Source organism: Streptomyces sp. NPDC001135, assembly GCF_053598395.1.
Genome location: NZ_JBSFKD010000007.1, coordinates 77,260 through 103,403, shown reverse-complemented (window position 1 = coordinate 103,403; position 26,144 = coordinate 77,260). Strand labels below are relative to the sequence as shown.

General features: G+C 70.2%; 18 protein-coding genes and 3 pseudogenes. 10 read left to right on the top strand and 11 right to left on the bottom strand.

The window, feature by feature from the left end; translation table 11 throughout:
- Nucleotides 1–3: 3 nt before the first annotated feature.
- Nucleotides 4–1,578: a M1 family metallopeptidase gene (locus ACWC94_RS11650; RefSeq protein WP_450796331.1), complete on the bottom strand. Its 1,575-nt coding sequence runs from the start codon at nt 1,576–1,578 to the stop codon at nt 4–6.
- 151 nt (nt 1,579–1,729) lie between these two features.
- Between ACWC94_RS11650 and ACWC94_RS11645 the strand changes: the two genes are divergently transcribed.
- The gene (locus ACWC94_RS11645; protein ID WP_450796330.1) at nt 1,730–3,340 is read left to right on the top strand and encodes a peptide-N4-asparagine amidase; all 1,611 of its coding nucleotides are present in this window, start codon (nt 1,730–1,732) and stop codon (nt 3,338–3,340) included.
- Between the two features lie 155 nt (nt 3,341–3,495).
- On the opposite strand, the gene ACWC94_RS11640 is transcribed toward ACWC94_RS11645, so the two are convergent.
- Entirely contained in the window at nt 3,496–3,945 is a 450-nt protein-coding gene (locus ACWC94_RS11640) for a MarR family winged helix-turn-helix transcriptional regulator (protein ID WP_450796329.1), read from the bottom strand.
- A gap of 114 nt (nt 3,946–4,059) precedes the next feature.
- Here ACWC94_RS11640 and ACWC94_RS11635 point away from each other — a divergent pair, with 114 nt between their 5' ends.
- Entirely contained in the window at nt 4,060–5,868 is a 1,809-nt protein-coding gene (locus tag ACWC94_RS11635; RefSeq protein ID WP_450796328.1) for an ABC transporter ATP-binding protein, read from the top strand.
- Nucleotides 5,869–6,001: 133 nt separating this feature from the next.
- On the top strand, nt 6,002–6,919 hold the full coding sequence (mltG, locus tag ACWC94_RS11630) for an endolytic transglycosylase MltG (RefSeq protein ID WP_450796327.1): 918 nt from the start codon (nt 6,002–6,004) through the stop codon (nt 6,917–6,919).
- Between the two features lie 12 nt (nt 6,920–6,931).
- On the opposite strand, the gene ACWC94_RS11625 is transcribed toward mltG, so the two are convergent.
- The gene (locus ACWC94_RS11625; protein ID WP_450796326.1) at nt 6,932–8,011 is read right to left on the bottom strand and encodes an NAD(P)-binding domain-containing protein; all 1,080 of its coding nucleotides are present in this window, start codon (nt 8,009–8,011) and stop codon (nt 6,932–6,934) included.
- Nucleotides 8,012–8,274: 263 nt separating this feature from the next.
- Between ACWC94_RS11625 and ACWC94_RS11620 the strand changes: the two genes are divergently transcribed.
- The 3 genes and pseudogenes from ACWC94_RS11620 to ACWC94_RS11610 all read left to right on the top strand — a co-directional run.
- Nucleotides 8,275–8,817: a TnsA-like heteromeric transposase endonuclease subunit gene (locus ACWC94_RS11620; RefSeq protein ID WP_450796325.1), complete on the top strand. Its 543-nt coding sequence runs from the start codon at nt 8,275–8,277 to the stop codon at nt 8,815–8,817.
- A gap of 238 nt (nt 8,818–9,055) precedes the next feature.
- Nucleotides 9,056–9,619 carry a hypothetical protein gene (locus tag ACWC94_RS11615; protein WP_450796324.1) on the top strand — a complete coding sequence of 188 codons (564 nt, stop codon included), beginning with the start codon at nt 9,056–9,058 and terminating at the stop codon, nt 9,617–9,619.
- 330 nt (nt 9,620–9,949) lie between these two features.
- Nucleotides 9,950–10,628 (top strand): annotated as a pseudogene (locus ACWC94_RS11610) (transposase); the annotation flags it as partial.
- A gap of 514 nt (nt 10,629–11,142) precedes the next feature.
- Here the strand turns inward: ACWC94_RS11610 and ACWC94_RS11605 are convergent.
- Nucleotides 11,143–12,678 carry a DUF1254 domain-containing protein gene (locus ACWC94_RS11605; RefSeq protein WP_450796323.1) on the bottom strand — a complete coding sequence of 512 codons (1,536 nt, stop codon included), beginning with the start codon at nt 12,676–12,678 and terminating at the stop codon, nt 11,143–11,145.
- Between the two features lie 352 nt (nt 12,679–13,030).
- On the opposite strand from ACWC94_RS11605, the gene ACWC94_RS11600 reads away from it, so the two are divergent.
- On the top strand, nt 13,031–16,663 hold the full coding sequence (locus tag ACWC94_RS11600; RefSeq protein WP_450796322.1) for a hydantoinase B/oxoprolinase family protein: 3,633 nt from the start codon (nt 13,031–13,033) through the stop codon (nt 16,661–16,663).
- A 114-nt stretch (nt 16,664–16,777) separates the two neighbouring features.
- Here the strand turns inward: ACWC94_RS11600 and ACWC94_RS11595 are convergent, their stop codons facing one another.
- The gene (locus ACWC94_RS11595; RefSeq protein ID WP_450796321.1) at nt 16,778–17,287 is read right to left on the bottom strand and encodes a MarR family winged helix-turn-helix transcriptional regulator; all 510 of its coding nucleotides are present in this window, start codon (nt 17,285–17,287) and stop codon (nt 16,778–16,780) included.
- A 292-nt stretch (nt 17,288–17,579) separates the two neighbouring features.
- On the opposite strand from ACWC94_RS11595, the pseudogene ACWC94_RS11590 reads away from it, so the two are divergent.
- Nucleotides 17,580–17,966 (top strand): annotated as a pseudogene (locus ACWC94_RS11590) (histidine kinase); the annotation flags it as partial.
- A gap of 62 nt (nt 17,967–18,028) precedes the next feature.
- Here the strand turns inward: ACWC94_RS11590 and ACWC94_RS11585 are convergent.
- Both ACWC94_RS11585 and ACWC94_RS11580 read right to left on the bottom strand, forming a co-directional pair.
- Nucleotides 18,029–18,455 (bottom strand): annotated as a pseudogene (locus tag ACWC94_RS11585) (DoxX family protein).
- Nucleotides 18,456–18,831: 376 nt separating this feature from the next.
- Nucleotides 18,832–20,931, bottom strand: coding sequence for a trehalose-6-phosphate synthase (locus ACWC94_RS11580; protein ID WP_450796320.1), 2,100 nt, complete (start codon nt 20,929–20,931; stop codon nt 18,832–18,834).
- A 698-nt stretch (nt 20,932–21,629) separates the two neighbouring features.
- Between ACWC94_RS11580 and ACWC94_RS11575 the strand changes: the two genes are divergently transcribed.
- Nucleotides 21,630–22,052, top strand: a complete 423-nt coding sequence (locus ACWC94_RS11575; protein WP_450796319.1) for a YjbQ family protein — start codon at nt 21,630–21,632, stop codon at nt 22,050–22,052.
- A gap of 270 nt (nt 22,053–22,322) precedes the next feature.
- Here ACWC94_RS11575 and ACWC94_RS11570 read toward each other — a convergent pair whose 3' ends face one another.
- On the bottom strand, nt 22,323–22,904 hold the full coding sequence (locus tag ACWC94_RS11570) for a nucleoside-triphosphatase (RefSeq protein ID WP_450796318.1): 582 nt from the start codon (nt 22,902–22,904) through the stop codon (nt 22,323–22,325).
- 110 nt (nt 22,905–23,014) lie between these two features.
- Between ACWC94_RS11570 and ACWC94_RS11565 the strand changes: the two genes are divergently transcribed.
- Entirely contained in the window at nt 23,015–23,467 is a 453-nt protein-coding gene (locus ACWC94_RS11565; protein WP_450796317.1) for a YbhB/YbcL family Raf kinase inhibitor-like protein, read from the top strand.
- Between the two features lie 5 nt (nt 23,468–23,472).
- Here ACWC94_RS11565 and ACWC94_RS11560 read toward each other — a convergent pair whose 3' ends face one another.
- From ACWC94_RS11560 to ACWC94_RS11550, 3 genes are all read right to left on the bottom strand, one after another.
- Nucleotides 23,473–24,117: a protein-L-isoaspartate(D-aspartate) O-methyltransferase gene (locus tag ACWC94_RS11560; RefSeq protein ID WP_450796316.1), complete on the bottom strand. Its 645-nt coding sequence runs from the start codon at nt 24,115–24,117 to the stop codon at nt 23,473–23,475.
- Nucleotides 24,107–24,475: a hypothetical protein gene (locus tag ACWC94_RS11555; RefSeq protein WP_450796315.1), complete on the bottom strand. Its 369-nt coding sequence runs from the start codon at nt 24,473–24,475 to the stop codon at nt 24,107–24,109. Before ACWC94_RS11555 ends, ACWC94_RS11560 begins: the two co-directional genes overlap by 11 nt.
- Before the next feature lie 120 nt (nt 24,476–24,595).
- Nucleotides 24,596–25,693 carry a baeRF2 domain-containing protein gene (locus ACWC94_RS11550; protein ID WP_450796314.1) on the bottom strand — a complete coding sequence of 366 codons (1,098 nt, stop codon included), beginning with the start codon at nt 25,691–25,693 and terminating at the stop codon, nt 24,596–24,598.
- Between the last annotated feature and the right edge of the window lie 451 nt (nt 25,694–26,144).

The following is a 26,144-nucleotide window of genomic DNA, read 5'->3' as shown; positions in this document are numbered from 1 at the left end:
GGCTCAGTCCTCGACCGGGTCCACGTGCCAGTCGGGATGGCCCGGCATGGGCGGGGTGTGCGGCCCGTACAGCCACGGGGTCAGGAACGGGCTGAGGTCCTCGCCCGCGACCCGCGACGCCAGTGCGACGAAGTCCCGGGTGCCGGCCGCGCGGCCCTGATACGCCATCACCCAGGAGCGCTCGATCCGGCCGAAGGTCTCTGCGCCGACCTTCTCCCGCAGGGCGTACAGCACCAGCGCGGAGCCGTCGTAGCGCATCACCTTGAACAGTGTCGGTTCCGTGGGCTCGGCGGGTGCCCCCTCGTCGTGCCGCCACTGGTCGTGCTGTTCGTAGGCCGCACGCATCGCGGATTCCAGGCTGACGCCGCCGTGCTCGTCGGAGTACAGACGTTCGTAGAAGCGCGCGTGACCCTCGCTCAGCCACAGGTCGGACCAGCGCCGGACGGCGACGCTGTCACCCGTCCAGTGGTGGGTCAGCTCGTGTACGAGGTTGCGTTCGGCGTCGACCCTGTCGCCCAGCAGGTCGTCCTTCGGTACGACGGAAAGCGACTGCGTCTCCAGGGCCACCGGCAGGTCGGTGTCGCCGACCAGCACGCCGTAGCGGCGGAACGGGTACGGGCCGAGCCGCTGTTCCAGCCACGCGAGATGCTCCGGGGTGAGCGAGCGGAAGTCCTCCGTGTCGCCGACCAGGTCGTCCGGGACCACGTCCCGGACGGGCAGTCCGCGCGGGCCGGTGCTGTCGGCGAAGGTGAACCTCCCGATCGCCATCTGGATCAGTTGTGCCGCGATCGGCTGCTCGGAGTCGTAGGTCCACCTGACGCGTCCGTCGGGCCGCCGGGCGGTGCCGACCAGGCGGCCGTTGGCCGCCGCGCTGATGCCGGGCGGGGTGGTGATGTGGAAGGTGACGGGCGCCCGCACGCTCGGGTGGTCGTTCGCCGGGAAGATCAGTTTCGCGCCGTCGGGCTGAGCGCAGACCAAGGTGCCGTCGGCGGTGGGCACCCAGCCGTAGTCCTGGATCGCGTCGTCGCGGTGCCGGCTCCGCGTCGGGTCGGCGGTGTAGGTGACGCGGACGGTGAACGTCCCGCCCAGGGGGATGGGGCGTGCGGGGGTGACGACGAGTTCGTCGCCGTCGCGTACGGCGCCGGCCGGTGCGCCGTTGACCGTGACCCGGTGCAGCGTGTTGCCCGCGAAGTCGAGGTCGAAGCGGGACAGGGACTGCGTGGCGGTGGCGGTGAGGGTGGCCCCGGCGGCGAACGGCGTCCGGGGCGCCCGCCAGTCGAAGTCGAGCGTGTAGTGGCGGACCGTGTAGCCGCCGTTGCCGGCGAGCGGCATGAGCGGGTCGCCGATGCCCGGCGCACCGGGGGAGGGCGCCGGGCCCGAGGAGGCGGTCGGGCCGGGGGCGGGCGAGCCGTGGGCGCCGTGCGAGAACAGGGCGGCGAACGCGGCGGCACCGGTGAGGGCACCGGCGAGGGCCAGGGACAGGGCCACCCTGGAGGAGTGGAGGACAGGGCGGGGGCGCCGGTGCCGGGACTCGTGCTGCGGGGAGCCTGCTGGGCGGCCGGCGGGCATGATCTCCATGAGCGCACTATGTCAGTGAGGTGTGCTTATAGCACTAAATGTTCCGCTGTGTGGTCGGCCGGTACGCGCCCCCATTGGACCGGCCCGCGCGGTGACTGTCGTCCGATCTGCTCATTGCGGTCGGTGGTCAACTCCCCGTAGAACACCGGCCATGAGAAGACGGATAGTCATGTCCATGCTCGCCGGAGTGACCCTCCTGGCGAGCGCGCTCTTCGGCACCGGAGCCGCTGCCGCGCACGCGGCTGACGTTCCGGCCGAGTTCGGCACCGACTGGCACGACCCGGTCACCGCGGCACCGCCCGTCGACCGGCCGCACGCCCCGTCCTGTCAGGTCACGCTCGCCGACGCCCGGTTCCGCGACTTCACGCCCTACCGGGGCGCGTACACCCCGCCCGGGGGCTGCGGCGACAGCTGGAGCAAGGTCGTCCTGCGACTCGACGGCAAGGTGAAGGGCCGTCAGTACGACCGCCTCGGCTATCTGCACGTCGGCGGGGTCGAGATCCTGCGCACCTCCACACCGGAGCCCTCGCCCGACGGCATCGCATGGCACGTCGAGAAGGACGTCACCCGCTACAGCGGCACCTTCCGCAGCGCGCAGGACGTCGAGATGCTGATCGGCAACGTCGTGGACGACACCTACACCGGTGTCATCGACGTGCACGTCACCCTGACCTTCTACGCGGGCCGTCCCGCGGAGCGGACACCCGACCGCGTGCTCACCCTCGCCGACACGCCCGACGGCACGACCCTCACCACGCCGCGCAACAGCGAACGGATCGTCGCCGAGGTCTACGCGACCGGTTCGGGAGGCGGCTGCGAGGAGTTCTGGTACCTGACGGTGGCCGACCCGGCGTCGTACTCCTGCAAGGCCGATCACGGCCCCTACCGCGAGGTGCAGATCAAGGTCGACGGCCGGCTCGCCGGAATCGCCGCGCCGTTCCCGAACGTCTGGACCGGCGGCTGGTCCAACCCCTTCCTCTGGTACGTCCTCCCGGCGCCGGGAGCCTTCGACGTCCGGCCGATCACCTACGACCTCACGCCCTTCGCGGGACTGCTCGACGACGGCCGTCCGCACCGCGTCGAGGTCTCGGTGGCCGGCGTGCCCGCGGGTCAGCCGGGCTGGAGCGCGCCGGTGAACGTCCTGGTCTGGCAGGACGCGCACCGCGACCGCGTCACCGGCGCGCTGACCACGGACCGGGCGACGGACATCGCCGACTCCTCCGTGTACACGCCCGGTTCGGAGAACCGTGTGATCACCGACGCCGGGCACCGGCTCACCGTCTCGGGATACCTCGACACCTCGCACGGCCGTGTGACCACCACCGTCACCCGGACGCTCGCCAACACCTCCGTCCACCGCTGGACCGACGGCGAGAACACGGACGGACTGGACGCGGTCTGGTCCGACGACCAGGCGGTCACCGTCGGCGGACACGGGCCCGTGCGGGCGACGCACACGCACCGGACGTACACCATGAACGGCGCGACGACCATCGGCACGGACAGCCGGCTGCGCACCGTGCTGACGCTCGGCGACCGTGCGTCGGTCGTGGAACTGCGGGACGGCCGGCGCACCGCGTGGTCGCGGCTCGACGACACCTACAGCGGCGACGCGGCGTACACCATGAACGTCCCGCGCGACCAGCGGCACGCGGTCGGCACGTCGGGCGAGCGCTATCGCCTGTACGGCTCCGACGGCTGCTACGACCGTGCGCTGGCCACGGCGCAAGGGGTGCTGACGGAGGACCGCGACCGCTGTTGAGCAGGAACCGCCGGTGAGGGAGGCCGGTGGGAAGGCCGTTGAGGGAACACCGACGAGGGACGGCCGCCGCCTGGATCAGGCGCGTGCAACCGTCACCGCGCGGCTGGGGAGCCGTGGCCGAATCCGGCCACGGCTCCCCGAGTCGCCCCGCGGACTCAGCAGCGTGTGCCGCCGTCCCCCTCGACCAGTGTGTCCAGCAGGACACCGAGCACCTGGCGTTCCTTCTCCGTCAGCGGAGCGAGGATCTCCTCGGCCGCCGAGCGGCGCGCGCCGCGCAGCTCGCGCAGGGTCGTGCGCCCCTCGTCCGTCAGCTCGATCCGCGTCACCCGCCGGTTCGCCGGATCCGGCGCCCGCCGTACCTTCCCGCTCGCCTCCAGCCCGTCGACCAGCGTCGTCACCGCACGCGGCACCACCTCCAGGCGCTCGGCCAGGTCGGTCATGCGCGGAGGGGACGCGTAGTGCGCGAGGGTGCGCAGCAGCCGGGACTGGGCCGGGGTGATGCCCAGGTCGTGCCGTTCCAGATGGCGTTTCTGGATGCGGTGCACCCGGCGGGTCAGCCGCAGCAACTGCTCGGCGAGCAGGCCGTCGGGGTCGGGGGTGGTCATGCGGGAACAATATCAGGATGCCGTTCATTGTGAGTATAGGTAACAATGAGCTACGATCCGTCAGTCATCGTCGGCCGACCCCTGGCCGGCGCCCGCTCACCTCCGTAGGAGCCCATGCATCCCGACCGTGAAACGTCCTGGACCCCGCCTGCCGACGCCAAGGAACAGCCCCGGCAGGTGCGCCGCATCCTGAAGCTCTTCCGTCCCTACCGCGGCCGTCTGGCGGTCGTCGGTCTGCTGGTCGGCGCCTCCTCCCTGGTCTCGGTGGCCACACCGTTCCTGCTCAAGGAGACCCTGGACGTCGCGATCCCCCAGGGCCGCACCGGTCTCCTCAGCCTGCTCGCGCTCGGCATGATCCTCAGCGCGGTCCTCTCCGGCGTCTTCGGCGTGCTGCAGACGCTGATCTCGACCACCGTCGGCCAGCGCGTCATGCACGACCTGCGCACCGCCGTCTACGGCCGCCTGCAGCGGATGTCGCTCGCCTTCTTCACCCGCACGCGCACCGGCGAGGTGCAGTCCCGGATCGCCAACGACATCGGCGGCATGCAGGCCACCGTCACCTCCACCGCCACCTCGCTGGTCTCCAACGCCACCAGTGTGGTCGCCACGATCGTCGCCATGGTCGCCCTCGACTGGCGGCTCACGATCGTCTCGCTGCTCCTGCTGCCGGTGTTCGTGTGGATCAGCCGCCGCGTCGGCAACGAACGCAAGAAGATCACCACGCAGCGGCAGAAGCAGATGGCCGCGATGGCGGCCACCGTCACCGAGTCGCTCTCGGTCAGCGGCATCCTCCTCGGCCGCACCATGGGCCGCTCCGACTCGCTGACCGCCTCCTTCGCGGAGGAGTCCGAGCGCCTGGTCGACCTGGAGGTGCGGTCGAACATGGCCGGCCGCTGGCGCATGGCCGTGATCGCGATCGTCATGGCCGCGATGCCCGCCGTCATCTACTGGACCGCGGGTCTCGCCCTGCAACTCGGCGGCCCGAAGGTCTCGCTCGGCACCATCGTCGCCTTCGTCTCCCTCCAGCAGGGGCTGTTCCGCCCGGCCGTGAGCCTGCTCGCGACCGGCGTGCAGATCCAGACCTCCCTCGCCCTCTTCCAGCGCATCTTCGAGTACCTGGACCTGCCCGTCGACATCACCGAGCGCGAGCGGCCCGTCCGCCTCGACCAGGTCAAGGGCGAAGTCCGCTTCGAGCGCGTCGAGTTCCGCTACGACCACGACGACAGGACCCGCCCCGTCCTCGACGGCATCGACGTCACGGTGCCCGCGGGCGGCAGCCTCGCCGTCGTCGGCCCGACCGGGGCCGGCAAGTCCACGCTCGGCTATCTGGTGCCCCGCCTCTACGACGTCACCGGCGGCCGCGTCACCCTGGACGGCGTCGACGTCCGGGACCTCGACTTCGACACCCTCGCCCGCGCGGTCGGCGTCGTCTCGCAGGAGACCTACCTCTTCCACGCCTCGGTGGCCGACAACCTCCGCTTCGCCAAGCCGGACGCCACCGACGAGGAACTGCGCGCGGCGGCCAGGGCGGCGCAGATCCACGACCACATAGCCGCGCTGCCCGACGGCTACGACACGGTCGTCGGCGAACGCGGCCACCGCTTCTCGGGCGGTGAGAAGCAGCGCCTCGCGATAGCCCGCACCATCCTGCGCGATCCGCCGGTCCTCATCCTCGACGAGGCGACCAGCGCGCTCGACACCCGTACGGAGGCTGCCGTTCAGGAGGCGATCGACGCCCTGTCGGCCGACCGGACGACGATCACCATCGCCCACCGCCTGTCCACGGTCCGTGGCGCCGACCAGATCGTGGTCCTCGACTCCGGTCGGGTCGCCGAACGCGGCAGTCACGAGGAACTGCTGGAACGGGACGGGAGGTACGCCGCCCTGGTGCGCCGGGACGCCCAACTCGAACCCACGCGCTGAGCGCGGCTGGACCCGTGAGTTGAGTGCGGCCGCAACCCGTGGGCTGAGCGCGGCCGGAACCGACAAGCTGACGCTGTGACCGACAACTGAGTATGTGCCGGGTTTAGGGCGATATGCGTATTACCGTGCCCGCATGCAGACGAAGATTCCGCCACGGGGCACGATGCGACTGACACGCCGGGGCAGGCTCGTCCTCTTCGCGGCCGGCGCCGTCGTGGTCGGCACCGCCGTGGCGGTGCCGCTGCTGACGCTGGACAGCGACCCGGGGGAGCCGCCACCGCCCGCCGCGCTGGTCGTCCCGGAGGGCTGGCGCGCGAGCCAGGTGTACGACGCGATCGACAGGGCCCTCAGGCTGCCTGCGGGCAGCACGCGCAAGTCCCTGGGGAAGGCCGGCCTCCAACTGCCCGGCGAAGCCCAGGGCAACCCGGAGGGCTACCTCTTTCCGGCGACGTATCGCATCGAGAAGGGAACGACCCCCGAGTCGCTGCTGCGCTCCATGGTCGCCACCGCCGACAGCGAGTTCAACGCGGCGCCGGTCGCGGCCGGGGCGCAGCGCAACGCGATGAACGTCTACCAGGCGGTCACCATCGCCAGCATCGTCCAGGCGGAGGCCGCGACGCAGGCGGACATGGGGAAGGTCGCCCGGGTCATCCTGAACCGGCTGGAGCGTGGGATGCCGCTGCAGATGGACTCGACGATCAACTACGCCATGAACCGCAGCACCGTCCACACCAGCCAGGACGACACCCGCATCGACAGCCCGTACAACTCCTACCAGCGCATGGGGCTGCCGCCCACGCCGATCGACAACCCCGGTGAGGAGGCGATGCGCGCCGCGCTCAACCCGACACCGGGCGACTGGCTGTACTTCGTCACGGTCAGACCGGGGGACACCCGCTTCACCTCCGACTACCAGACGCACGTGCGCAACGTGGCGGAATTCAACGCCGTTCACCAGACCCTGGGACAGGGACAGGGACAGGGACAGGGGCAGAGCCCGGGTCAGATTCCGGGCGGATCCGGGGCCTCCGCGCAGCCTTCGGTCGGCTGAGCCGGCGGGAGGTCACGCGGCGACCGGCTGTTCCCCGGCCAGCAGCCGGCTGATGTCCCGGACGGCCGCGCGGCCCGCCCGGTTGGCACCGATGGTGCTGGCCGAGGGGCCGTAGCCCACGAGGTGCACGCGTGGATCGGCCACCGCCCGGGTGTCCACGACCCGGATCCCGCCGCCCGGCTCGCGCAGCCGCAGCGGACGGAGATGGTCCAGCGCGGCCCGGAACCCGGTCGCCCAGAGGATCACATCGGCATCGACGTGCCGTCCGTCGTTCCACGCCACACCGTCCGGGGTGATCCGGTCGAACATCGGCTGCCGGTCCAGAACCCCGTCCGTGAGCCCCTGCCGAACGGCGTCGTTGAGGGGCAGTCCGGTGACCGAGACCACACTGCGCGGCGGCAGGCCCCGGCGCACCCGTTCCTCCACCAGCGCGACGGCCGCCCGTCCCGCCTCCTGGTCGAAGGGTCCCTCGCGGAACACCGGTGGCCGCCGGGTGACCCAGGTGGTCGCGGCCGCGTACGGGGCCAGCTCCAGCAGGTGCTGGGTGCCCGAGGCGCCACCGCCGACGACCACGACCCGCTGTCCGGCGAACTCCCCGGGTCCGGCGTACTGCGCGGTGTGCAACTGCCGCCCGCGGAAGGTCTCCTGACCGGGATAGCGCGGCCAGAACGGACGGTCCCAGGTGCCGGTCGCGTTGATCAGGGCGCGTGTCGGCCAGGTGCCGTCCGAGGTCTCCACGAGCAGCCGCCCGCCGTCTCCCTCCCGGACGGCCCGTACGTCGACGGGCCGTCGCACACGCAGGCCGAAGGTGCGCTCGTACCGGTCGAAGTACGCACCGATCACCTCCGCCGAGGGCCGCGCGGGGTCGGCGTCCGTCAGTTCCATGCCGGGCAGGGCGTGCATCCCGTGCACCTTGCCGTAGGTCAGCGAGGGCCACCGGAACTGCCAGGCGCCGCCCGGCGCGGGGGAGTGGTCGAGGACCACGAAGTCGCGGTCCGGCTCGTAGCCGGTGCGCCGCAGGTGATAGGCGCTGGACAGCCCGGCCTGACCAGCGCCGATGACGACGACCTCGACCTCACGCGATTCGTTCACGCTTCTACTAACAGGGGTGCCGGTGCGGATCTTCCCGGGTGCCGGGTGTAGGTTCCCATTTCAGATGTCCTTTTCTCACAGCGCGTGGCCTCCCACTGGCCCAAAGGACAACATCGTGAGACGGACGAGTGTCCGATCGTTCGCTCGTAGCGATGTGGCTCGTGCTTTCGCCCCTCACAGAGGTGCTCTCTGGCGTGACCCTGGTGCATATCAGCTGATCGAGGCCGACGCCATGTAGGGCCTCTGCTGCTCGGGGGTGGAGCATGCAGGACGTCGTTGGTGAAGTTTCCGTAAGTCTGTGTCATACAGACGGGACGGTGGAGCAGGGTCGGTCTTGGACTCCGACGGGTGTCGATGATTTTGGCCCGTCGAGGCCATGGCGGACGTTTCGCTGGTGGCACGGGCAAAAGCACTACTCGGGCACGTACTGGTCCTCCACGATGCGGGATCATGTGGTTTATGAGTCGCGGCTTGAGTTGACGCGCCTGCTCTACGCTGACTTCGACCAGAACGTGACCGGCGTCTGGGCTCAGCCCTTCCTGCTCACTGCCAGAGTGGCTGGACAACGGAGACGTCACGTTCCTGACTTTCTTATTCGACGCGACGGGGATGTGCCGCTGGTCGTTGATGTCAAACCACGCCATCTGCTGAGCCGCCCGAGGACGAACCATGTACTCGACTGGGCGCGTGAGGTTGTCCTGTCTCGCGGTTGGGATTTCGAGGTGTGGAGTGAGCCACCAGGGTCCGAGTTGGCGAACCTCCGCGGGCCGTCGTGCTACGGCTGTTGTGGTGCCAGCACTTCGTGACCGATTTGACCGTGCCACTATCCGAACGTCACGAATATGCAAGGGGAATGCCTCGATCGTCGGCGCAGGAAGGTGTGAGCTACCGCCCCCGATTGATGAAGACGGTCAAGGCGACATGGCTGCCGGGGACGAGTCTGCCCGGTGTGTGCCAAGTACACGAAGGGGACCGATTATGGCCGGAGCCGCAGTACGGATGGGTGTCGGCACGAAGCTGAGGTACGACGGTGAGGTCGTCCTCGTGGATGAGATGTTCGGTGCCGCAGCGGGCAACGAGGTCCTGGTCCGAGACGGTCACGGTCGTCGGTTCCGTCTGTCCCCAAGAGAGGTCCTCGCCTCCGGCCGGGCCGCCGCCATCCCGGAGCGGTTCGGCCCGCATTCCGACGATGACCGTGAAACGGCATCGGTCGTTCTGGCCCAGCTCACCGACGCACAGCTTGACGAGGTGCGCGAGCGCACAGCTCATATGAACGAAGTCGTCTATGGCTACCGGTCGGGGAGTCCTGAGCTGCCGGCTCCTGGCGAGCCGCGGCTGGAGTATGCGGCCACCGTCCCCAAAATGCAGCGGTACAAGACCAAGGCCGACGAACTGGGCGTGAGCGTGCGGACCATCAAGCGGTGGGTGCACGACTTCCATCTCGACCAGGCGGCGGGCCTGGCGCACGGTGCATTCGTTGTTCGTGCGCAGGAACACCTTCAGCAGATCACCAGGTTTGACTACGCTCTCGGAGCTCACCAATGTCAGCCGATTGACGTGCCGCAATGCCATGATGGTGCCGCCTTAGCGAGCGTGGTGTCCGCGTAGTCGGTGACGGCCGGCGTAGTGAGCAGTTCCTCGCCGCAGGCTGCCGCGGCCTTGGCGAGGTCGAACGGGTCGTGCCGTGATTGAACCGGTCCGAGGCACTGTCCCGAAACCCTCTCTTGGATGGAAGATCGACCTCGGAGACCACCCCGGCGCGCAGGTCGCGCGTACCGTCTCGGCGTCAAACTCCCATGCCGGTGCAGGGCTCATCGCGCCGGCACCCGTGGGTTCGAGGAGGGCCACCCGGGCCGACTGCTTCTAGCCTCGCGCTTTCACGAGGCGGGCTGTCCGGCCGGTGAACAAGACAGCGGAAAGTTCCTCTGACCAGCGAGAATGCGGATTACTGAGGTCCTTGTTCCAGCAGCCGTCGGAGGCACTTTCCAGGCGAAGAAGCGCATCGGGTCCTACCCGCGTGTCCGCGTCGAGGGCGGCGGCCGGGCGGTGGTCTCGCAGGCCGGGGCCGTGCTCCTGCTCGACACCGTCCGCAAGACCGGGCTGGGTCAGGCGATATCGGCGGCGCTGTCGCCCTGGCGCAAGTCCCGTGCGGTGCACGACCCGGGCAAGGTCCTGCTGGATGTGGCGCTCGCGGTCCGCTCTCGGCGGGGACTGCCTCGCGGACGTAGGAATGCTGCGGGTCGAACCGGGCGTGTTCGGGCCGGTGGCCTCCGACCCGACGGTCTCCCGTCTCATAGACACCCTCGCCACGGCGGGAGACAAGGCCCTGGCGGCGCTCCGTTCGGCACGCGCCGACATCCGTGAATACGTATGGAAGCTGGCCGGAGCCTCGGCTCCAGATGTCGGCCAACAGGTGATCCTCGACCTGGACGGGGTGCTCGTCCTCGCACACTCCGAGGAGCAGGACGCCGCCGCGACCTGGAAGAAGACGTTCGGGCACCACCCGCTGATGGGCTTCGTCGACCACGGAGCGGGCGGCAGCGGAGAGCCGGTCGCCACTCTGCTGCGGCCGGGCAACCCGGGCAGCAACACCGCCGCCGACCACATCAGGTTCGCCCGCCACTGGCCCTGGACCGATGTGATCACAGAGGCAATCCAGCGACTCGCAGCCCTTCCGAACCCCGGCTGAGCAGCACGTTCCCGTCCCTACGAGCCCCACCGGAACTGTGGAACCCGGCGCCCACCCGATGCGATAGTCGGGCCGCCGTCACACCCGACAAACACCGCCGAACGCAAACCGGCCGCCAGCAAGAGCTGACGGCCAATCACGAAGGATCGAGGCTAGATCGCATCCCTCCGGACTGGACGATTCTGCTGGGGTCACAGCATGCCGCCGCTCTGGCCGCAACGACAGGCCTGGTCGAGGCTCACCTCCCCACCATGGGCCGGATCCACAGCGGGGCGCCTGCGGAAAAGCGCTTTGTCCCGCGCTGGATATCGAGGCCGCTCTCCCGCGCGCGGTTTCTCGCGCAGCGTTGGCCACCAGGCACCAGCCCAGCAGCACCTCCGGCGATTCGTCTTCGGGAGGGAAGTTGGTGTCCCGACGGCGCCGTGGTCGCTCCGAAGCCCCGTCAGGCGACGCGGTTGATCGGCGGGCATTCCCAGCGCGCGTCGATGACCTCATGTCGTGGCAGGTACATGCGCATGGCCATGAACCAGGTGCCCTGTGCCGGTGTGGGCAGCCAGTTGGCCTCCTCGGCAGATCCCGGGGAACCGGGCTGCAGGCGGATGGTCAGGCCTCCGTCCGCGTCGGTGACCAGTCCGGGGGTGCGGTCACCGATGGAGTATCGGTCGATCGGGTTGGCTACCAGATTCCTGTCCTCGCCGTAGACGGTGAGGGACCAGAACGCGTCGACGGGAGGGAGGCTTCCCGGCCCGAAGCGCAGTTCGTAGCGACCCGTGGATAACTTGGCGCCGTCAGCGTCGTGGAAGGCGGCCAGGTAGACCGCTTCCTCAGGGTCGTTGGCGGCGACACCGACCAGGGACTGCTCCGCGGCACGCCGCAGGAAATCGTCTCCGAACCGTCCCATCTGCGGTGGCGGATAGCGCCAGCCGTTGACGACACGGGCCCATTCGCCACTGAGCAGTTGCTGTTCGAGCATGGCTGTACCGGTGGCCGCGGCCCGCATCAGACTCCGCTTGACGGATTCGGGCTGGGCTTCGACGTCCATCCCGGGTCCGATTCCGATCTCCGCGAACTGCTTGAGCAGGATCTCGTGGTGCCCCGGCGGCGGATTCTCGGCCAGCATCGCGTTCAGGGTCTTCCACGGCCCAAGAGGGTCCTGTGCCGCGTCGATCGGTTCCAGCACGTCGTGCCGGGCGGGTACCTGCGCTCCCTTGGTGCCGAACAGGCGGAGCGGGACCAACCGGTACTGATCCTGAAGCGCATGGACGCCGGCGAGGTCCTGTTCGCCTTCTACGAGCGTGCGGCCGACGATGAGGATCCAGGGGCTGGGTGCGGTCGCCGTACGACGCACCCCCTCGGGGACGTCTCCGCTCCATCCCGGCCCGACGAGGGCAAAGTCACCGGCGTTCGAGCCGGTGGCGCGCCCGCCCACGTAGTCGTAGTTGTCGGAGGTGACGCCGACCAGTTCGAAGGTGAAGTACCGATTCCCCATGTCCGGGTGTGAGAGGATGACGGGTTCCTCGCTCAGATCCACCCAGGCGAACGAGTAGAGCGTGTCGTTGTTGGGGCACAGGCCCTGCCGGTCGGAGGCGTCGAAGAGCTTCCGGGCGTGCCAGAAGTGGTTGACGGGCGCGTACGGCGTCGCGTCGGTGTCGGGCACCTGGGTCACCCACCGGTGGCGGAGACCGGCGTTGTAGATGTACGGGAACCCGTAGACGAAGGCCTGCTCCCCGAGCGTGTACGCGTATTCCCGGCGCCAGTCGGTCACGTGCCCGGTCAGCACCGGCTTGACCGACTCCCATAGCAAGGGCAACGCCTGCGATGTCTTACGGGCACGTCCGGCCGTGGCACCCGGATGGCGCACGGCGCCAGCGGTGGCTTTGCCTGTCGCCACCACCGCTTTGCCGATCGTCGACGCGACACCCGTGACTTGGTGGCGCAGGCGCTGCCCGGGACGGCTGTTCGTGGCTGCATAGGTCATTACCGCGTTCCTTTCCAGCACGGAACCCCACATCCCCGGCCGCGCATGGCAGACCACCGTCGGCAAGCCGTCCCGGCTCCTCCTGCCGGGGCGGCGGGCTGCACCGTTCGCCGCGCCTCGTCGGCCGTGGCACGGGCTGCTCCATACGGCCGGACCCCACCATGTCGAGTAGATCACCGCACCCAGAGCCCGGCAACCGAACTCGTCCGCAGGCCCAGAGGTGCCGGCACGGTGTGGGCCGCGCAGGTGGGTGCAGGCCGTGACCGGTCCGCCAGAGGTGGTCGAGCTGCGACCGGGGGGACATCATGCCAGCCGATCACCGCACCGCACACGGGAAGCGCACAATGGGCCCATGGCTGGTCGCTGGCAGTTCTGGATCGACCGTGGTGGCACTTTCACCGATGTCGTGGCGGTGACGCCGGACTCCGAGGTGGCCAGCCGCAAACTGCTGTCGGACCGGCCGGAGGCGTACCGGGACGCGGCGGTCGCCGGGATCCGTCTGGGGCTGGGCCTGGAGGCGGACGAGCCGATTCCGGCCGACCGGATCGAGGTGGTGAAGATGGGCACCACCGTCGCCACCAACGCATTGCTGACCCACACCGGCGAGCCCACTGTTCTCGTGATCACTCGGGGTTTCCGGGATGCCCTGCGGATCGCCTACCAGAACCGTCCGCACATCTTCGACCGCCGCATCCTGCTTCCGGAGGTCCTCTACGACCGGGTGATCGAGGTGGAGGAGCGGGTGAGCGCGCGCGGTGAGCTCGTCCGCCCGCTCGACCTCGGTGGCGTGCGCGAGGCGCTCGCGTCGGCGTACGCGGCCGGGTTCCGCAGTGCCGCGGTCGTCTTCCTGCACGGCTACCGCTACCCGGATCACGAGTGTGCCGTGGCCGAGGCGGCCCTTTCGATCGGCTATCAACAGGTGAGCTGTTCGCACGAGGTGAGCCCGCTGATCAAGCTGGTGCCGCGGGGCGACACGACGGTGGTCGACGCCTACCTGTCACCCATCCTGCGGCGCTACGTGGACCGGGTGGCTTCGGAACTGAGCGGTGTGCGGTTGATGTTCATGCAGTCCGGCGGAGGTCTGCGGGAGGCGGGCCGCTTCAGGGGCAAGGACGCCGTGCTCTCCGGCCCGGCGGGCGGCGTCGTGGGCATGGCCCGCGCCGCGAGGCGCGCCGGCCGCACCAGGGCGATCGGCTTCGACATGGGTGGCACCTCGACCGACGTGTCCCACTACGCGGGCGAGATCGAACGGGTTCTGGGCACCCAGGTGGCGGGCGTGCGGATGCGGGCGCCGATGACCGACATCCACACCGTCGCCGCGGGCGGGGGCTCCGTCCTGCACTTCGACGGGATGCGCTACCGCGTGGGGCCGGACTCGGCCGGTGCCGATCCCGGCCCGGTCTGCTACCGCCGCGGCGGGCCGCTGACCGTCACCGACGCCAATGTCATGCTGGGCCGTGTCCAAGCCGCCTATTTCCCGGCGGTGTTCGGCAAGGACGGCGATCAGCCGTTGGACGAGGCCGCGGTCCGTGCCCGTTTCACGGAGCTTGCCGAGCAGACTGCCGCCTCGACCGGAAGGCGTCTTGGCCCGGAGGAGGTCGCGGCGGGCTTCCTCGACATCGCCGTGCTCAACATCGCGAACGCGGTGAAGAAGATCTCCGTCCAGCGTGGCCGTGACATCACCCGCTACGCGCTGGTCGCCTTCGGTGGGGCGGGCGGCCAGCACGCCTGTGCGGTCGCCGATCGGCTCGGCATCGACACCGTGCTGATCCCGCCGCTCGCCGGGGTGCTGTCCGCCTACGGAATCGGGATGGCGGACGCGCTGGCGCTGCGCGAACGCTCCATCGAGATCCCCCTCGACCGGCCGGAGGCAGCGGCCCGTGTCGAAGCCGTCCGCGCCGAACTGGAGGAGCGGGCACGCGTCCAGTTGCGCGAGGACGGCGTGCCGGACGCCACCGTCCGTACGACCGCCCGCGCACTGCTGCGCTACCAGGGCACGGACTTCTCGCTGCCGGTGCCGTTGGGGCCTGCCCAGGAGATGCAGGCCGCCTTCGAACGCGATCACCGGGAACGCTACGGCTTCACCATGAGCAAGCCACTGGTGGTCGAGGCCATCGCGGTCGAGGCCACCGGTTCCTCCGGCCCGCGTACCACCACCACGTCCGCGCTGCCGCCGCGGACCGGCGCACTTCACCCCGTCGCTGTCGTCCGGATGTTCATCGATGGCCGTTGGCAGCCCACGCGGCTGTACCGACGCGAGGACATCCGTCCGCAGGACGCGGTCGAGGGTCCGGCGATCATCGCCGAGGCGGACGAGACCACGGTTGTCGACCCAGGATGGCGCGCCGCGGCCGACGAGCACGGCGACCTCGTCCTCACCCGCTCCCGGCCCCGCCCGTCCCGTACGGCGGTCGGCACCACCGTCGACCCGGTGATGTTGGAAGTCTTCAACAACCTGTTCATGTCCGTCGCCGAACAGATGGGCGTACGCCTCGGGAGCACGGCGCACTCGGTCAACATCAAGGAGCGCCTCGACTTCTCCTGCGCCCTGTTCGACCCGGACGGCAATCTCATCGCCAATGCGCCACACATCCCTGTCCACCTCGGGTCGATGGGCGAGTCCATCAAGGAGGTGCTGCGCCGCAACTCCGGCTCACTGAGGCCCGGCGACGTCTATGCCATCAACGACCCCTACCACGGCGGCACTCACCTGCCCGACATCACCGTCGTCACCCCGGTCTTCGACGAGACGGGCGAGCGGCTGCTCTTCCTGGTCGCCTCGCGCGGCCACCACGCCGAGATCGGCGGTATCAGCCCGGGGTCGATGCCCGCCTTCAGCACCACGATCGACGAGGAGGGCGTCCTGTTCGACAACTGGCTGCTCGTGCGGGACGGACACTTCCGCGAGACCGAAACCCGCGACCTGCTGCTGACCGCCCGCTACCCGTCGCGCGACCCGGAGACCAACCTCACAGACCTGCGTGCCCAGATCGCCGCCAACAACAAGGGCATCCGCGAACTACGAGCGGTGATCGACGAGTTCGGGCTCGACGTCGTCCACGCCTACATGTGGCACGTCCAGGACAACGCCGAGGAATCCGTCCGCCGTATCATCGCCACCCTCCACGACGGCGAACACCGCTATGAGACCGACAACGGGGCCATCATCCAGGTCGCGCTGCGCGTCGACCACGAAACCCGCAGCGCCGTACTGGACTTCACCGGAACATCACCCCAGCAGCCCGGCAACCTCAACGCCCCCACATCCGTCGTCATGGCGGCCGTGCTGTACGTCTTCCGCACCCTGGTCGCCGACGACATCCCCCTCAACAGCGGCTGCCTGAAGCCACTCGACGTCCGTATTCCCGACGGCTGCATGCTCGCCCCGGTCCACCCGGCCGCCACCGTCGCCGGCAACGTCGAGACGTCCCAGGCCGTCACCGGTGCCCTGTACGCCGTGCTGGGCGCCCAGGCGGAGGGCTCCGGCACCATGAACAACCTGTCCTTCGGCAACGATCATGTGCAGTACTACGAGACCGTCGCATCCGGCGCCGGCGCGGGCGAAGGCTTCGACGGCGCTGACGCCGTACAGACGCACATGACCAACTCCCGCCTCACCGACCCCGAGATCCTGGAATGGCGCTACCCGGTACGGGTGGAGGACTTCCGCATCCGCGAGGGCAGTGGGGGCGCGGGCCGCTGGCACGGCGGGTGCGGCGTGGAACGCCGGATCCGCTTCCTGGAACCGATGACCGTCGCAGTCGTCTCCAGCCATCGCCGCATCCCGCCCTACGGCATGGACGGCGGCCGCCCCGGCGCTCTGGGCGAGAACCTCATCGCACGCGTGGACGGCACGACCACGCCTCTGCGCGGCTGCGACACGGCAGACGTCAGCGCCGGGGACACGCTCGTCATCCGCACCCCCGGCGGAGGCGGATACGGCCCGACCGAGGAGACACCGCTCCAGGCACACACTGACGACTGAGCCACAGCCTGCGGCACGCCGGCCGTCCGGCTGGCGCCGTTCGAGGGGATCCATGGGCGGCACGTCTCGCCGGCGAGTCAAGAGTGAGCCCGCGCCGTGCTCGGGGCACGGCTTTCAGCCCAGTTCAGGGCCGTGTGCTTGCTCGTAGATGTGCTCCGCGAGCCGGAAGAGCACGGGTAGCGCCTCCGCGATGACCGCGCGCTCGCTGTCGCCGAGGGCGGCGTAGGCGGCATCCATGGGATCTTTGTGGGTCCTGGTCCAGGCGGCGAGCTCCTCACGGCCTGCATCGGTGAGGGTGACGACGGAGGACCGATGGTTGACCGGATCCACATCACGCGCGACCAGCCCGGCGCCGATTATCCGGCTGATGAGTCCACTGACCGTGCTGGGCGCCAGGTGGCGGCGGGCGGTCAGGTCACTGATGTGCGCGGGCGAGCGTTCCCGTAGTACCTGGAGCAGCTCGACCTGGGCCAAGGGGAGAGTCTTGCGTGGGTAGTCGGTGCGGACCATGGAGGAGTGCAGCGCGCGATGCAGCCGGGTGATGGCTTCGGTGAGCAGCCGGGCGTCCGGCTCCTGCCCGGCGGGACAGGACGGGGAAGCCCCGGAGCTGGGTCGCGCAGACATGGAGCAAAGGGTATCCGGGCCGCGCTCAGGTGCAGCACCGCCGCACCAGGACCGAAGCCGTGTCGGGCGGCGCGTGGTACCCGCGTCAGCACCTCCGGCTCGAGCGGTCCGGATCAGGCGATGGGCCCACCGGCCCTTTACCTGGGAAGGTGGCCCAAGCCGACGGAGGTCCTGACAAAGGCTGTGGTGCCGTTTCGGGTTGAGGACGGATACCGTGAGAGCAGACCCCGAAAGTCAGGAACTGTGCTGGAGGGGAGTGGAGCGACGAAACCCCGAAGGTCTACGCGTACGGATGCTGCAGCTCAAGCTCGACGAGCTGGGAGAGCTGCAGGCCAGAATCGACGCGGCCCGCGGTACACAGGAACGAGTGCGCAGCCTGTTGGAGGCTGTCCTCTCCGTCGGTCGCGACCTGCACCTCGAACAGGTACTGCACTCCGTCGTGAAGTCGGCTGCGACGCTGGTCGACGCCGAATACGGCGCCCTGGGCGTGATCGGCATCCACGGCAGAGCACTCTCAGCCTTCCATACCGTGGGCGTGACCGAGGAACAGATCGCCGGGATCGACCACTTCCCCGAGGGCCATGGCATCCTCGGTGAGGTGATCAGGAACCCGGAGCCGCTGCGGCTGGAGAAGATCTCCCAGCACCCGGCCTCCTACGGCTTCCTGACGAAAGCCCCTCAGTGACGCCGAGGGGCTTCACTGCGCTTGTCTCGCGTCCGCCCTCCGGCCAGACGCGAGGCCTACGGAGTAGGCACTGGTGCCACCCCGTCGTCCGCCTCGACGGTCGCATCTCTCTTCAGCAGAGTCTCGGCCGCGTACGCGCCGGGGCCCAGGCCGGCGATGAGCAGGAACGTCCAGCAGAACATGACGGCCGGCTCACCCCCGTTGTCGATCGGGAACAGCGCGTTGGACTGGTGAACTCTGAAGTAGGCGTAGGCCATGGACCCGGGAGCAGACGACGGCCGGGGTCCGTGTGAACAGGCCGAGGGCCACCGGGGTCCCGCCGACCAGTTCGATGACCGCGGCCCACCATCCGGGCCACTGCAGGGTGGGTACCGTACCGCCGCCGTGGGCTCCGCCCAGGACACCGAACAGGGACGCCGCGCCGTGGCAGGCGAACAGGAAGCCGGTCACCAGGCGGAACACCGCCTGCACGAGCGGGCGCACGGTGCTTAACGTGGGCGTCGACGAGAAGTTCCTGGGGGTTACTCCTCAGGTCGGGAAAGCATGGCGGCTGGCTTCAAGTCATGGCCATGACACTTCGAACCTCGGGAAGCGGGTATGCGCCAGCGCTCGGAATCTCTGAACTTCCTCTGAGGCGTGGCACTGTCGGCGACGGTTCGGTTCACCTCCGGGCACTGTTGTCGACGGCGTGGCCACCGACGGCGACACCGTGGCAGACCCCAGAGGACAAGATCCTTAGACAGATGTGCCGTGTCCCTCGGGTGAGACACAAGGCGAGGCCCAGGCCGCCGCGACGGAACGGGACGTTCCCAATGCGGGCCTACACCGGGTGCGGGTCCCCCGTACGTCTGCCCCTTCCTCATCGGCGGTGGCCCTGGTCCGGCGATGCCCCGGCGTCACGGATGGCGGCGATGACGGTGCGGGCCCACTCGGCCGGGGGCGGGGTGTCGAGCAGGCCCTCCAGGCGTGTGATGTGCGCGGAGCGTTCCTGAACCGTCATGGCCAGTGCGGCGTGCAGGGTGTCGACCAGGTCCTGTGGCCGCAGTGGATCGGTGAGCAGGGCCGCGGTCCCCAGGTGCCGCGCGACTCCCGCGTGACGGGAGAGGATCAGAACACCAGGACGGTTGGTGGCGTGGCACGCGGTGATGTATTCCTGGGCTGTGAGGTTCATCCCGTCGGCGAGTGAGGTCACCCAGAACACGTCGGCCGCCAGGTAGTGGTCGACGACCTGGGGGAAGTCCAGATTGCGGGGGATGTAGTCGACGGGCTCCCACCCGGGCGTGCCCCAGCGGCGGTTGATGCGGCTGATCGCGTTCTCGAGTTCCGAGCGGGTGGAGTCGTAGGCGCGGATGCCGGTCTCCGGTGGCGGGCAGACCAGACGGTAGCGCACCTGTCCCCGCAGGTGTGGCGTCTGGGCCAGGAGGGCGTCCAGTGCGCGGACCTTGTGGACGGGCGCCTTGGCGTAGTCGAGTCGTTCCACCGACAGCACCAGCTGGCTGTCGTCTTCCCGGTGCTGCGACTGGGGGCGCGTCCTGGCGAGGTCTGCGACGGCACGGCGGTCGATGCCGAGGGGGTGCACGCCGACGCGCGGCGTGGGGCCTGCGCTGCCGGCCAGGAGCCGACGGAAGTGGTCGGCGCAGTCGGCGGTGTGGAAGCCGGCCCAGTCCAGGCATGCGAGCGAGTCGAGCAGCTGCCCGGCCGCGGGAATACGGCGGAAGACGTCCGGCTGGGGGAACGGCGTGTGGTGGAACAGCCCGATGGCCAGGTCGGGGCGCTGGGCCCGGAGGACGGCCGGCACGAGCCACAGGTTGTAGTCGTGCAACCAGACCGTGCCTCCCGGCGCGGCGAGAGAGCCGACATGCCGGGCGAACGCGGCGTTGACCTCCTCATAGTCGGCCCAGTGGGCCGGCCGGTCCCGGATGAGGCCGGGCTGGGACATCAGGGCCGGCCAGAGCGTCTCCTTGCAGACGCGGTGGAAGTAACCCGCCCACCGTTCGGCTCGCAGCGGCAGCAGGGACAGCGGCAAGCCGTCGACGATCGTCACAGACGCGCCGGGCGGTGGTGCCTCGCCGATGTGGGCGGCTGCCCACACGGCGTCCATGCGCTCGTCGGCGAGCGCGGCCTGCAAAGTCGGCAGGATGCCGTTGGGACTGGACGGCGGCCGCCAGCCGCCGTCGAGCCAGCGCACGGGCGGGCGGTGATAGCCGACGACCACCGATCGGCGGACCAGCCAGCCGAGGCGCTCCATCCCCTCCAGGACGGCGGCAGCTCCGTTCAGGGCGGAGTGGTGGACCTGCTCGCTCGCCGGGACGCCGGCAGCCAGAGCGGGCTCCGCATTGGCGACGACGACCGCGCGCGTGCCCTGGGAGAACAGCGAAAGGTCGTTGAGGGAGTCCCCGGCCACGAGCATCGTCTGCCGGGACCACCCCAGCCTGCGGCCGAGCAGCCGCAGCGCACGTCCCTTGTTCGCCCCGGCCGGCAGGACGTCGAAGTACCGGCCCGAGGCGTACGACCAGGTGCATCCCAGCGCTCTCACCGCGGCCTTGAGGCCGTCCGAGAGACCTTCGGGGCTCAGATAGAAGGAGCAGCGGCCCTCCTGGGGCACGCCTTCCTGGTACACGAGCTGCGGAAAGTGCCGCAGCGCCGCTCGAACCCGGTCGGCGCCCGGCCATCCGGTGCGCAGCTGCCCCTGCATGTCGTCGAGGCGGACCATCCCGACGGCGTCGATGACGCTGGCCCCGACGTCGGCGATGATCCAGCGCGGGGACGGCACCAGGGGATCGTCTCGCAGGAGCGCCTGTACGGAAGCAAGACCGCGCCCGGTCGCGAAGACCACAGTGATGTCCGGGTGCCGTTCCAGAGCGTCGTACAGACGCCCCCGAACGCGCTCGTCGCCTCCCAGCAGCGTGCCGTCCAGATCGGTCACCAGCACCTTGGCCAAGCCGGTCTTCCTGCCCACAGGGGCTCCCTTCAGGTCCCGGCCAACTCCAGCAGCGTGGAATCCGCCTTGTGCCGGAGCGCGTGGGCGCTTCACCAACCGGGGTCGTGGGTCACCGGGTCGATGACAGTCCCCGCATCAGCCGTGTCCGGGTGCGAGTGGGCCCTCTGCACGTCCCGGATGGCCTCTCCAAGCCGTGTCTCGCGAAAGTCGCCGCTTTGCACGAGCCGAGCGATCAGGCCGGCAGGCGCATGGCGCGCGGCCTCCACCAGTCGGTCGACGGCAGGATCGGCTGGCGACAAGGAGACCTCCAAGATCATGGCATGGCGGCACCGGCACGGCGTGGGGGCCACCGACAGCCGCACGGCTGGTCCCACCCGATCGGGCTGTCGCGTCGACACACGCAACAACCGTTGTCCAGAGCTCTAGCCGCGCGCGACCCCGCCTCATTCACGGAGCCCGGATTTTTCACTCCGCTGCCCTTGGCCCATGAGGGACCACACCACCAGACAGGACACAACCTGAGAGGCCATCCGGAAGTTCGCCGCGCACGACGTGCCGGATCAGACCCCCGAACGCGACGCGCCGCAGCGAGGTCCCCATGGCCGACGGCGGCGGCCACTGCCGTGATCAACGGTGTCCCGACACATGAACCGCTCGTCTCGCCGAACGACCGCGCCGCGGAGTGTGGAACCCGGCGTATGGGCCAGGATGGGGGCATGTCAGATGCCTTCACCACCCGAATGCTGAACGTCTCCACCGGCTCCCGGGAACGCGTCGTCGACCTCACCGCCGACTGTGAGAACTTCCTGGGGGAGGCGGCGGCCGGCCGCGACGGCCTGCTCAACATCTTCGTCCCGCACGCGACCGCCGGCATCGCCCTCATCGAGACCGGCGCCGGGAGCGACGACGACCTCCTCGCCGCCCTGCACACCCTGCTCCCCGCCGACGACCGCTGGCAGCACCGTCACGGCAGCCCCGGCCACGGCCGCGACCACGTCCTCCCGGCCGTCGTCCCGCCCCACGCGACCCTCCCGGTCCTCGCCGGCCGCCTGGAACTGGGCACCTGGCAGTCGGTGTGCCTGGTGGATACGAACAGGGACAACCCCGACCGCCAGGTGCGGCTGAGCTTCCTGGGTTAGGGGGACGGCCCCGCCGAACGACCGTGTCGGAGAGCGGTTGGCTCCTGGATGCTCCCAGAGCCCGGCATGGCGCCGACGTTCCTGCGTCTGTCGTCATCCGGCAGCACCCATGCGTCACGGCAAGGCTTCGTAGCGGCGGATGACGCGGTTGGCCAGGCGATCCCCGGCCAGTCGAAGCCGCCGTGACACACGAAGCGGCAGCCGTTGGTGGTGAGGCGCGTGGTCAGGGCCTGACCGCGAACCCCATGCCGATGTCGCCGACTCCTGCCTTCAGCGGGTCGGAGGCCGGGTCTCATCCGTGAGAGGGGGCCTTCCGGCCGTCCGGGGCTGCTGCAGCCGGGCCGCGAGCTCGCCCGGCAGGACGTCCCGGTTTGCCGCAGTGAGCTGGACGACCTCGATGTCGGTGCGCCGCTTGAGGGCGTCGGTGAACGGATCGCGGTGCGTGTGGACCGTGGCGACGACGTCGACATCTGCGACGAACAGCGCGTCGACCGCGTGCCGGAACGCCGGGCACGCCAGTTCCATCCGCCCGAGCTCGTCGATGAGCACCAGCCGCCCTGCCGCCTCCTCGATTGCCGCCGGCCGAAGCGACGGCAGCGCCAGTCGTTCCATGACGCCCAGGTCGACACCGTACTTCCCTACCCGTGGCGGACCGGGCAGGTCGACATGGGCGAGCACTTCCCGTCGGCCTTCCAGGGTCTCCAGGGCGAATCCGACGCGGGCGCCGGATTGCCGGATCTCCTCCGTGGTGAAGCCGCTGGCCGCGCGGGTGGGCAGCAGCGCGGCGAGCCGGCGCACGGCGGTCGTCTTGCCTGCGCCAGGGCGGCCCTCGAGCAGGATCCTTGTCGGCACACTGCCATCGTCACCCCCGCTTCCGGAAGCGGCCCGGGTGGGCTCGGCCGAGCGGGGGTTTTGGGGCGCCGACCGGTGCCGGTGCCGCCGTTGCGGGTATGGCGGCGCGCATGAGCGGAATTGAACTCAGCAGCACCGCGTTCGACGACAACACGGTGATCCCCCGTCGGTACAGCGGGGAGGGTGAGAACATCTCACCGCCCTTGACCTGGTCGGGGGTTCCCGACGAGGCCACGGAGCTGGTGCTCCTGTGCGAGGACCCGGACGCGCCGGGGACGACCTTCCTGCACTGGCTGGTGACCGGCATCGATCCGGGGACCACCGGGGCGGCGGAGGGCCAGAAGCCCCAGGGGGGCCTGCCATGGCCGAACGGCTTCGGCCGCGTGGGCTGGGGAGGGCCGATGCCTCCACCGGGGCACGGGCCGCACCGCTACTTCTTCCGCCTGTACGCCCTGTCCGAGCCGCTGCCGCTGCACGACCACCCGGGCGCCGAGGACGTGCACCGTGCCCTGAAGGGCAGGGAGCTGGCCTCCGGCACCCTGGTCGGGACCTATCAGCGCTGAGCGCGTCACCGCTGGTCGTAGCCATGGGCGCCGTACAGCCGGACGAACCGGGCCGCGGTCACCGTCCTGCGGTGCACCAGGCCGCGGGCCCGCCGCTCGTACAGCTCCACGCGCTCCTGCCCGCCCAGCCCGATCGGCTGGACGAGCCGGCCACCGGCGCGGAGCTGATCCACGAGCGGCTCAGGCACTCGCGGGAAGGCCGCGCAGACGATGACGGCGTCGTACGGGGCACGGGTCGGCATCCCCAGGGTCCCGTCGCCGAGCACGACCTCGGCATTGCCGACGCCCTGCCCGGCCAGCCGCAGGCGGGCCTCGTCGACCAGGTCGGGCCAGCGCTCGACGCTGACGACGTGCGCGGCCAGGCGGGCCAGCAGCGCGGTCTGCCAGCCGTATCCGGTCCCGACCTCCAGGACCTGTTCGTCTCCGGTGAGGCCGAGAGCGGCGACCATCATGGCGATCAGCGAGGGCTGGGTGGTCACCTGTCCGTGGGGGAGCGGAACGGGCGTGTCCCGGTACGCGGATGCCACCTCGTCCGCGGGGACGAATTCCGCCCGGGGGACGCTCCGTAGGGCCTCCAGGAGACGGGCGTCGGTCACGCCCACGGCGCGGGCCGCGCGGACCAGGTCCTCGGGGGCTCCTTCATCGGCCATCGGACTGCGGGGCCGCGGCGGTGGCGCAGGCGGCCCCGGGCGTGGTGCGTTCCGGAAGGCGCGCAGCGTGACGGTGCTCGCCGCCCGACGCCGCCTCGTCGCTCATGTGCTGGGCGCCGCTCTCGCAGCACTGGTTGCGGTGCCGGTGAGCGGGGTCCGGTTCCGGCCAGGCGCCGCCCGGCCAGACGAAGCCCTTGGTCTGGTGGAGATCGAGCAGCGTCAGTGCCGTACGGCGGACCGTCGTCCGCTGCCGGGAGCACCGCAGCGGGTTGGCCACCGCCGGCACTCCTCCCGCCCAGTCCTTGGGCGCAGCGAGCGAAACATCCGGCTCCTTCGCGCCGCTCCTGCTCCTGTCCATGTGCCCCATCCGCCGCGCCGCCCCTCCAACCCAGTGTCGGCATGTTCCGCGCGCGGTGCGATCCGGGGGTGCTCGGACGCAAGGGGCGACGCGTGCTCCGGGAGGCACAGCCCGCCGGCGTCAGGACGGGGTCCCCGGGTCGGTGTACCTCAGCAGGGCGCCCACGCCCTCGTACAGCCTCAGCTCGCTCTCCGGTACGACGACCAGCTCGGCACCGGTGCCGACGAGGGCCCGGACGAGGGCCTCGTCGCCGCGTTCCTCGCGCGGGGCCCGCACACCGAAGGACACCAGCTCCGCCTCGGTCAGGGCGAGCTGAGTGGGCTGGGAGCCCGTCCAGAGCCGCAGCGAAGACCCTGGCGGTCGGTTCAGCAGCAGTGCCGCGACCTGGCCGCGCTGGAGGGCTGCGACGGTGGCGGCCAGCCCGTCCGTCATGGGGCCGTCCAGGGCACGCCGGCCGATGAAGACGTCCACGAGTTCCCGGTCGTGCGCGGCCATGCGGCCACGGAAGACGCCGTCGAGCTGCGGCTCCAACAGGGCGCGTCCGGTGTCGGTGGGGGTCCGGCCGCCCACGCGTACGACCTTGTCCCGCAGGGCGTGCGGCAGGCGGCGGATCAGTACGTTGCACGCCCACTCGTCCCCGCCCACGACGACGGCGTCGGCATGGGCGCGTCGCGCCCGTTCGTCCAGCTGGTGACCGAGCCGGAGGCAGGTGCGGTGCCAGGTCCCCACCGCGACCCTGCGGTGCAGCCGCTCACCCGGGGTGACGGTGGACGCGGGCCAGGTGCCGGTCTCCGCCTCCAGGGTTACCCAGCCGTGGGTCTCGGCGGTCGGAAGGCCGCCGTAGTGGACGACCACCGCCATGTAGGGGATCTCCGGAAGGTGCTGGGTGACCAGGGGCATCGCGTCCGGCAGGGTGCTGTAGCGCGCGGAGTCGTGCTTGGGCGGCCTGGGCAGCTCCCCGTCCATGACGAGCGTGCCGTGGGCGGCGAAGATGGCCTGACCGTGCGCCCCCGGCACGTCTGTGTCGGCGCCGACCACCTCCTCCAGTACGTTCAGAAGTGCCCGGTCCGAGCCCTGACGGGACAGACTCTCGCGCAGCCGCTGCCAGCGCAGCGCGATCGCCCGATCGGGATGCTCGACGTCCCGGGAGGTGTCCAGGTATACGGAGGCGAACGGGCCGGGCTCCGTGTAGAGGGGTTCAAGGAACGACAGCCTCATCGCCACTCCTCGTCGGTGGTCTCCCCTCCTTTGATGATGCGCGTCCCGGGGGTGAGGGAGCTCGACGAGCGCTAAGGGGTGGGGGACGCGGGGCGGTCAGGCGCCGGCCGACAGCAGCCGGCCCTTCGTGAGCAGGGTGGCGGCGACCGGGCCGTCCAGCACCGCCAGCCGTGGTCCGGGACGGCAAGCCGCTGTTCGGCCAGCGCTGGGACATCGAAGCCAACGGGACCGACACCGTCCGCGTCCGACCGCCCGAGGCGAGGTGCCTCGGCGGCCTGTTGGACCGCAGGGACCATGGCGAGGCCGTCGTGTTCGACTGCGGATGGACCGGCCTCGAACGCCGGCGGCTTCTCCCGTTCGGCAACGAGCAGTACCAGATCCGCAGCATCCCGCTCGGGCTGTGCCTGGGCGTGGGCACGTCGACCGACCCGCCGGGCTGGAGAACGTCCAC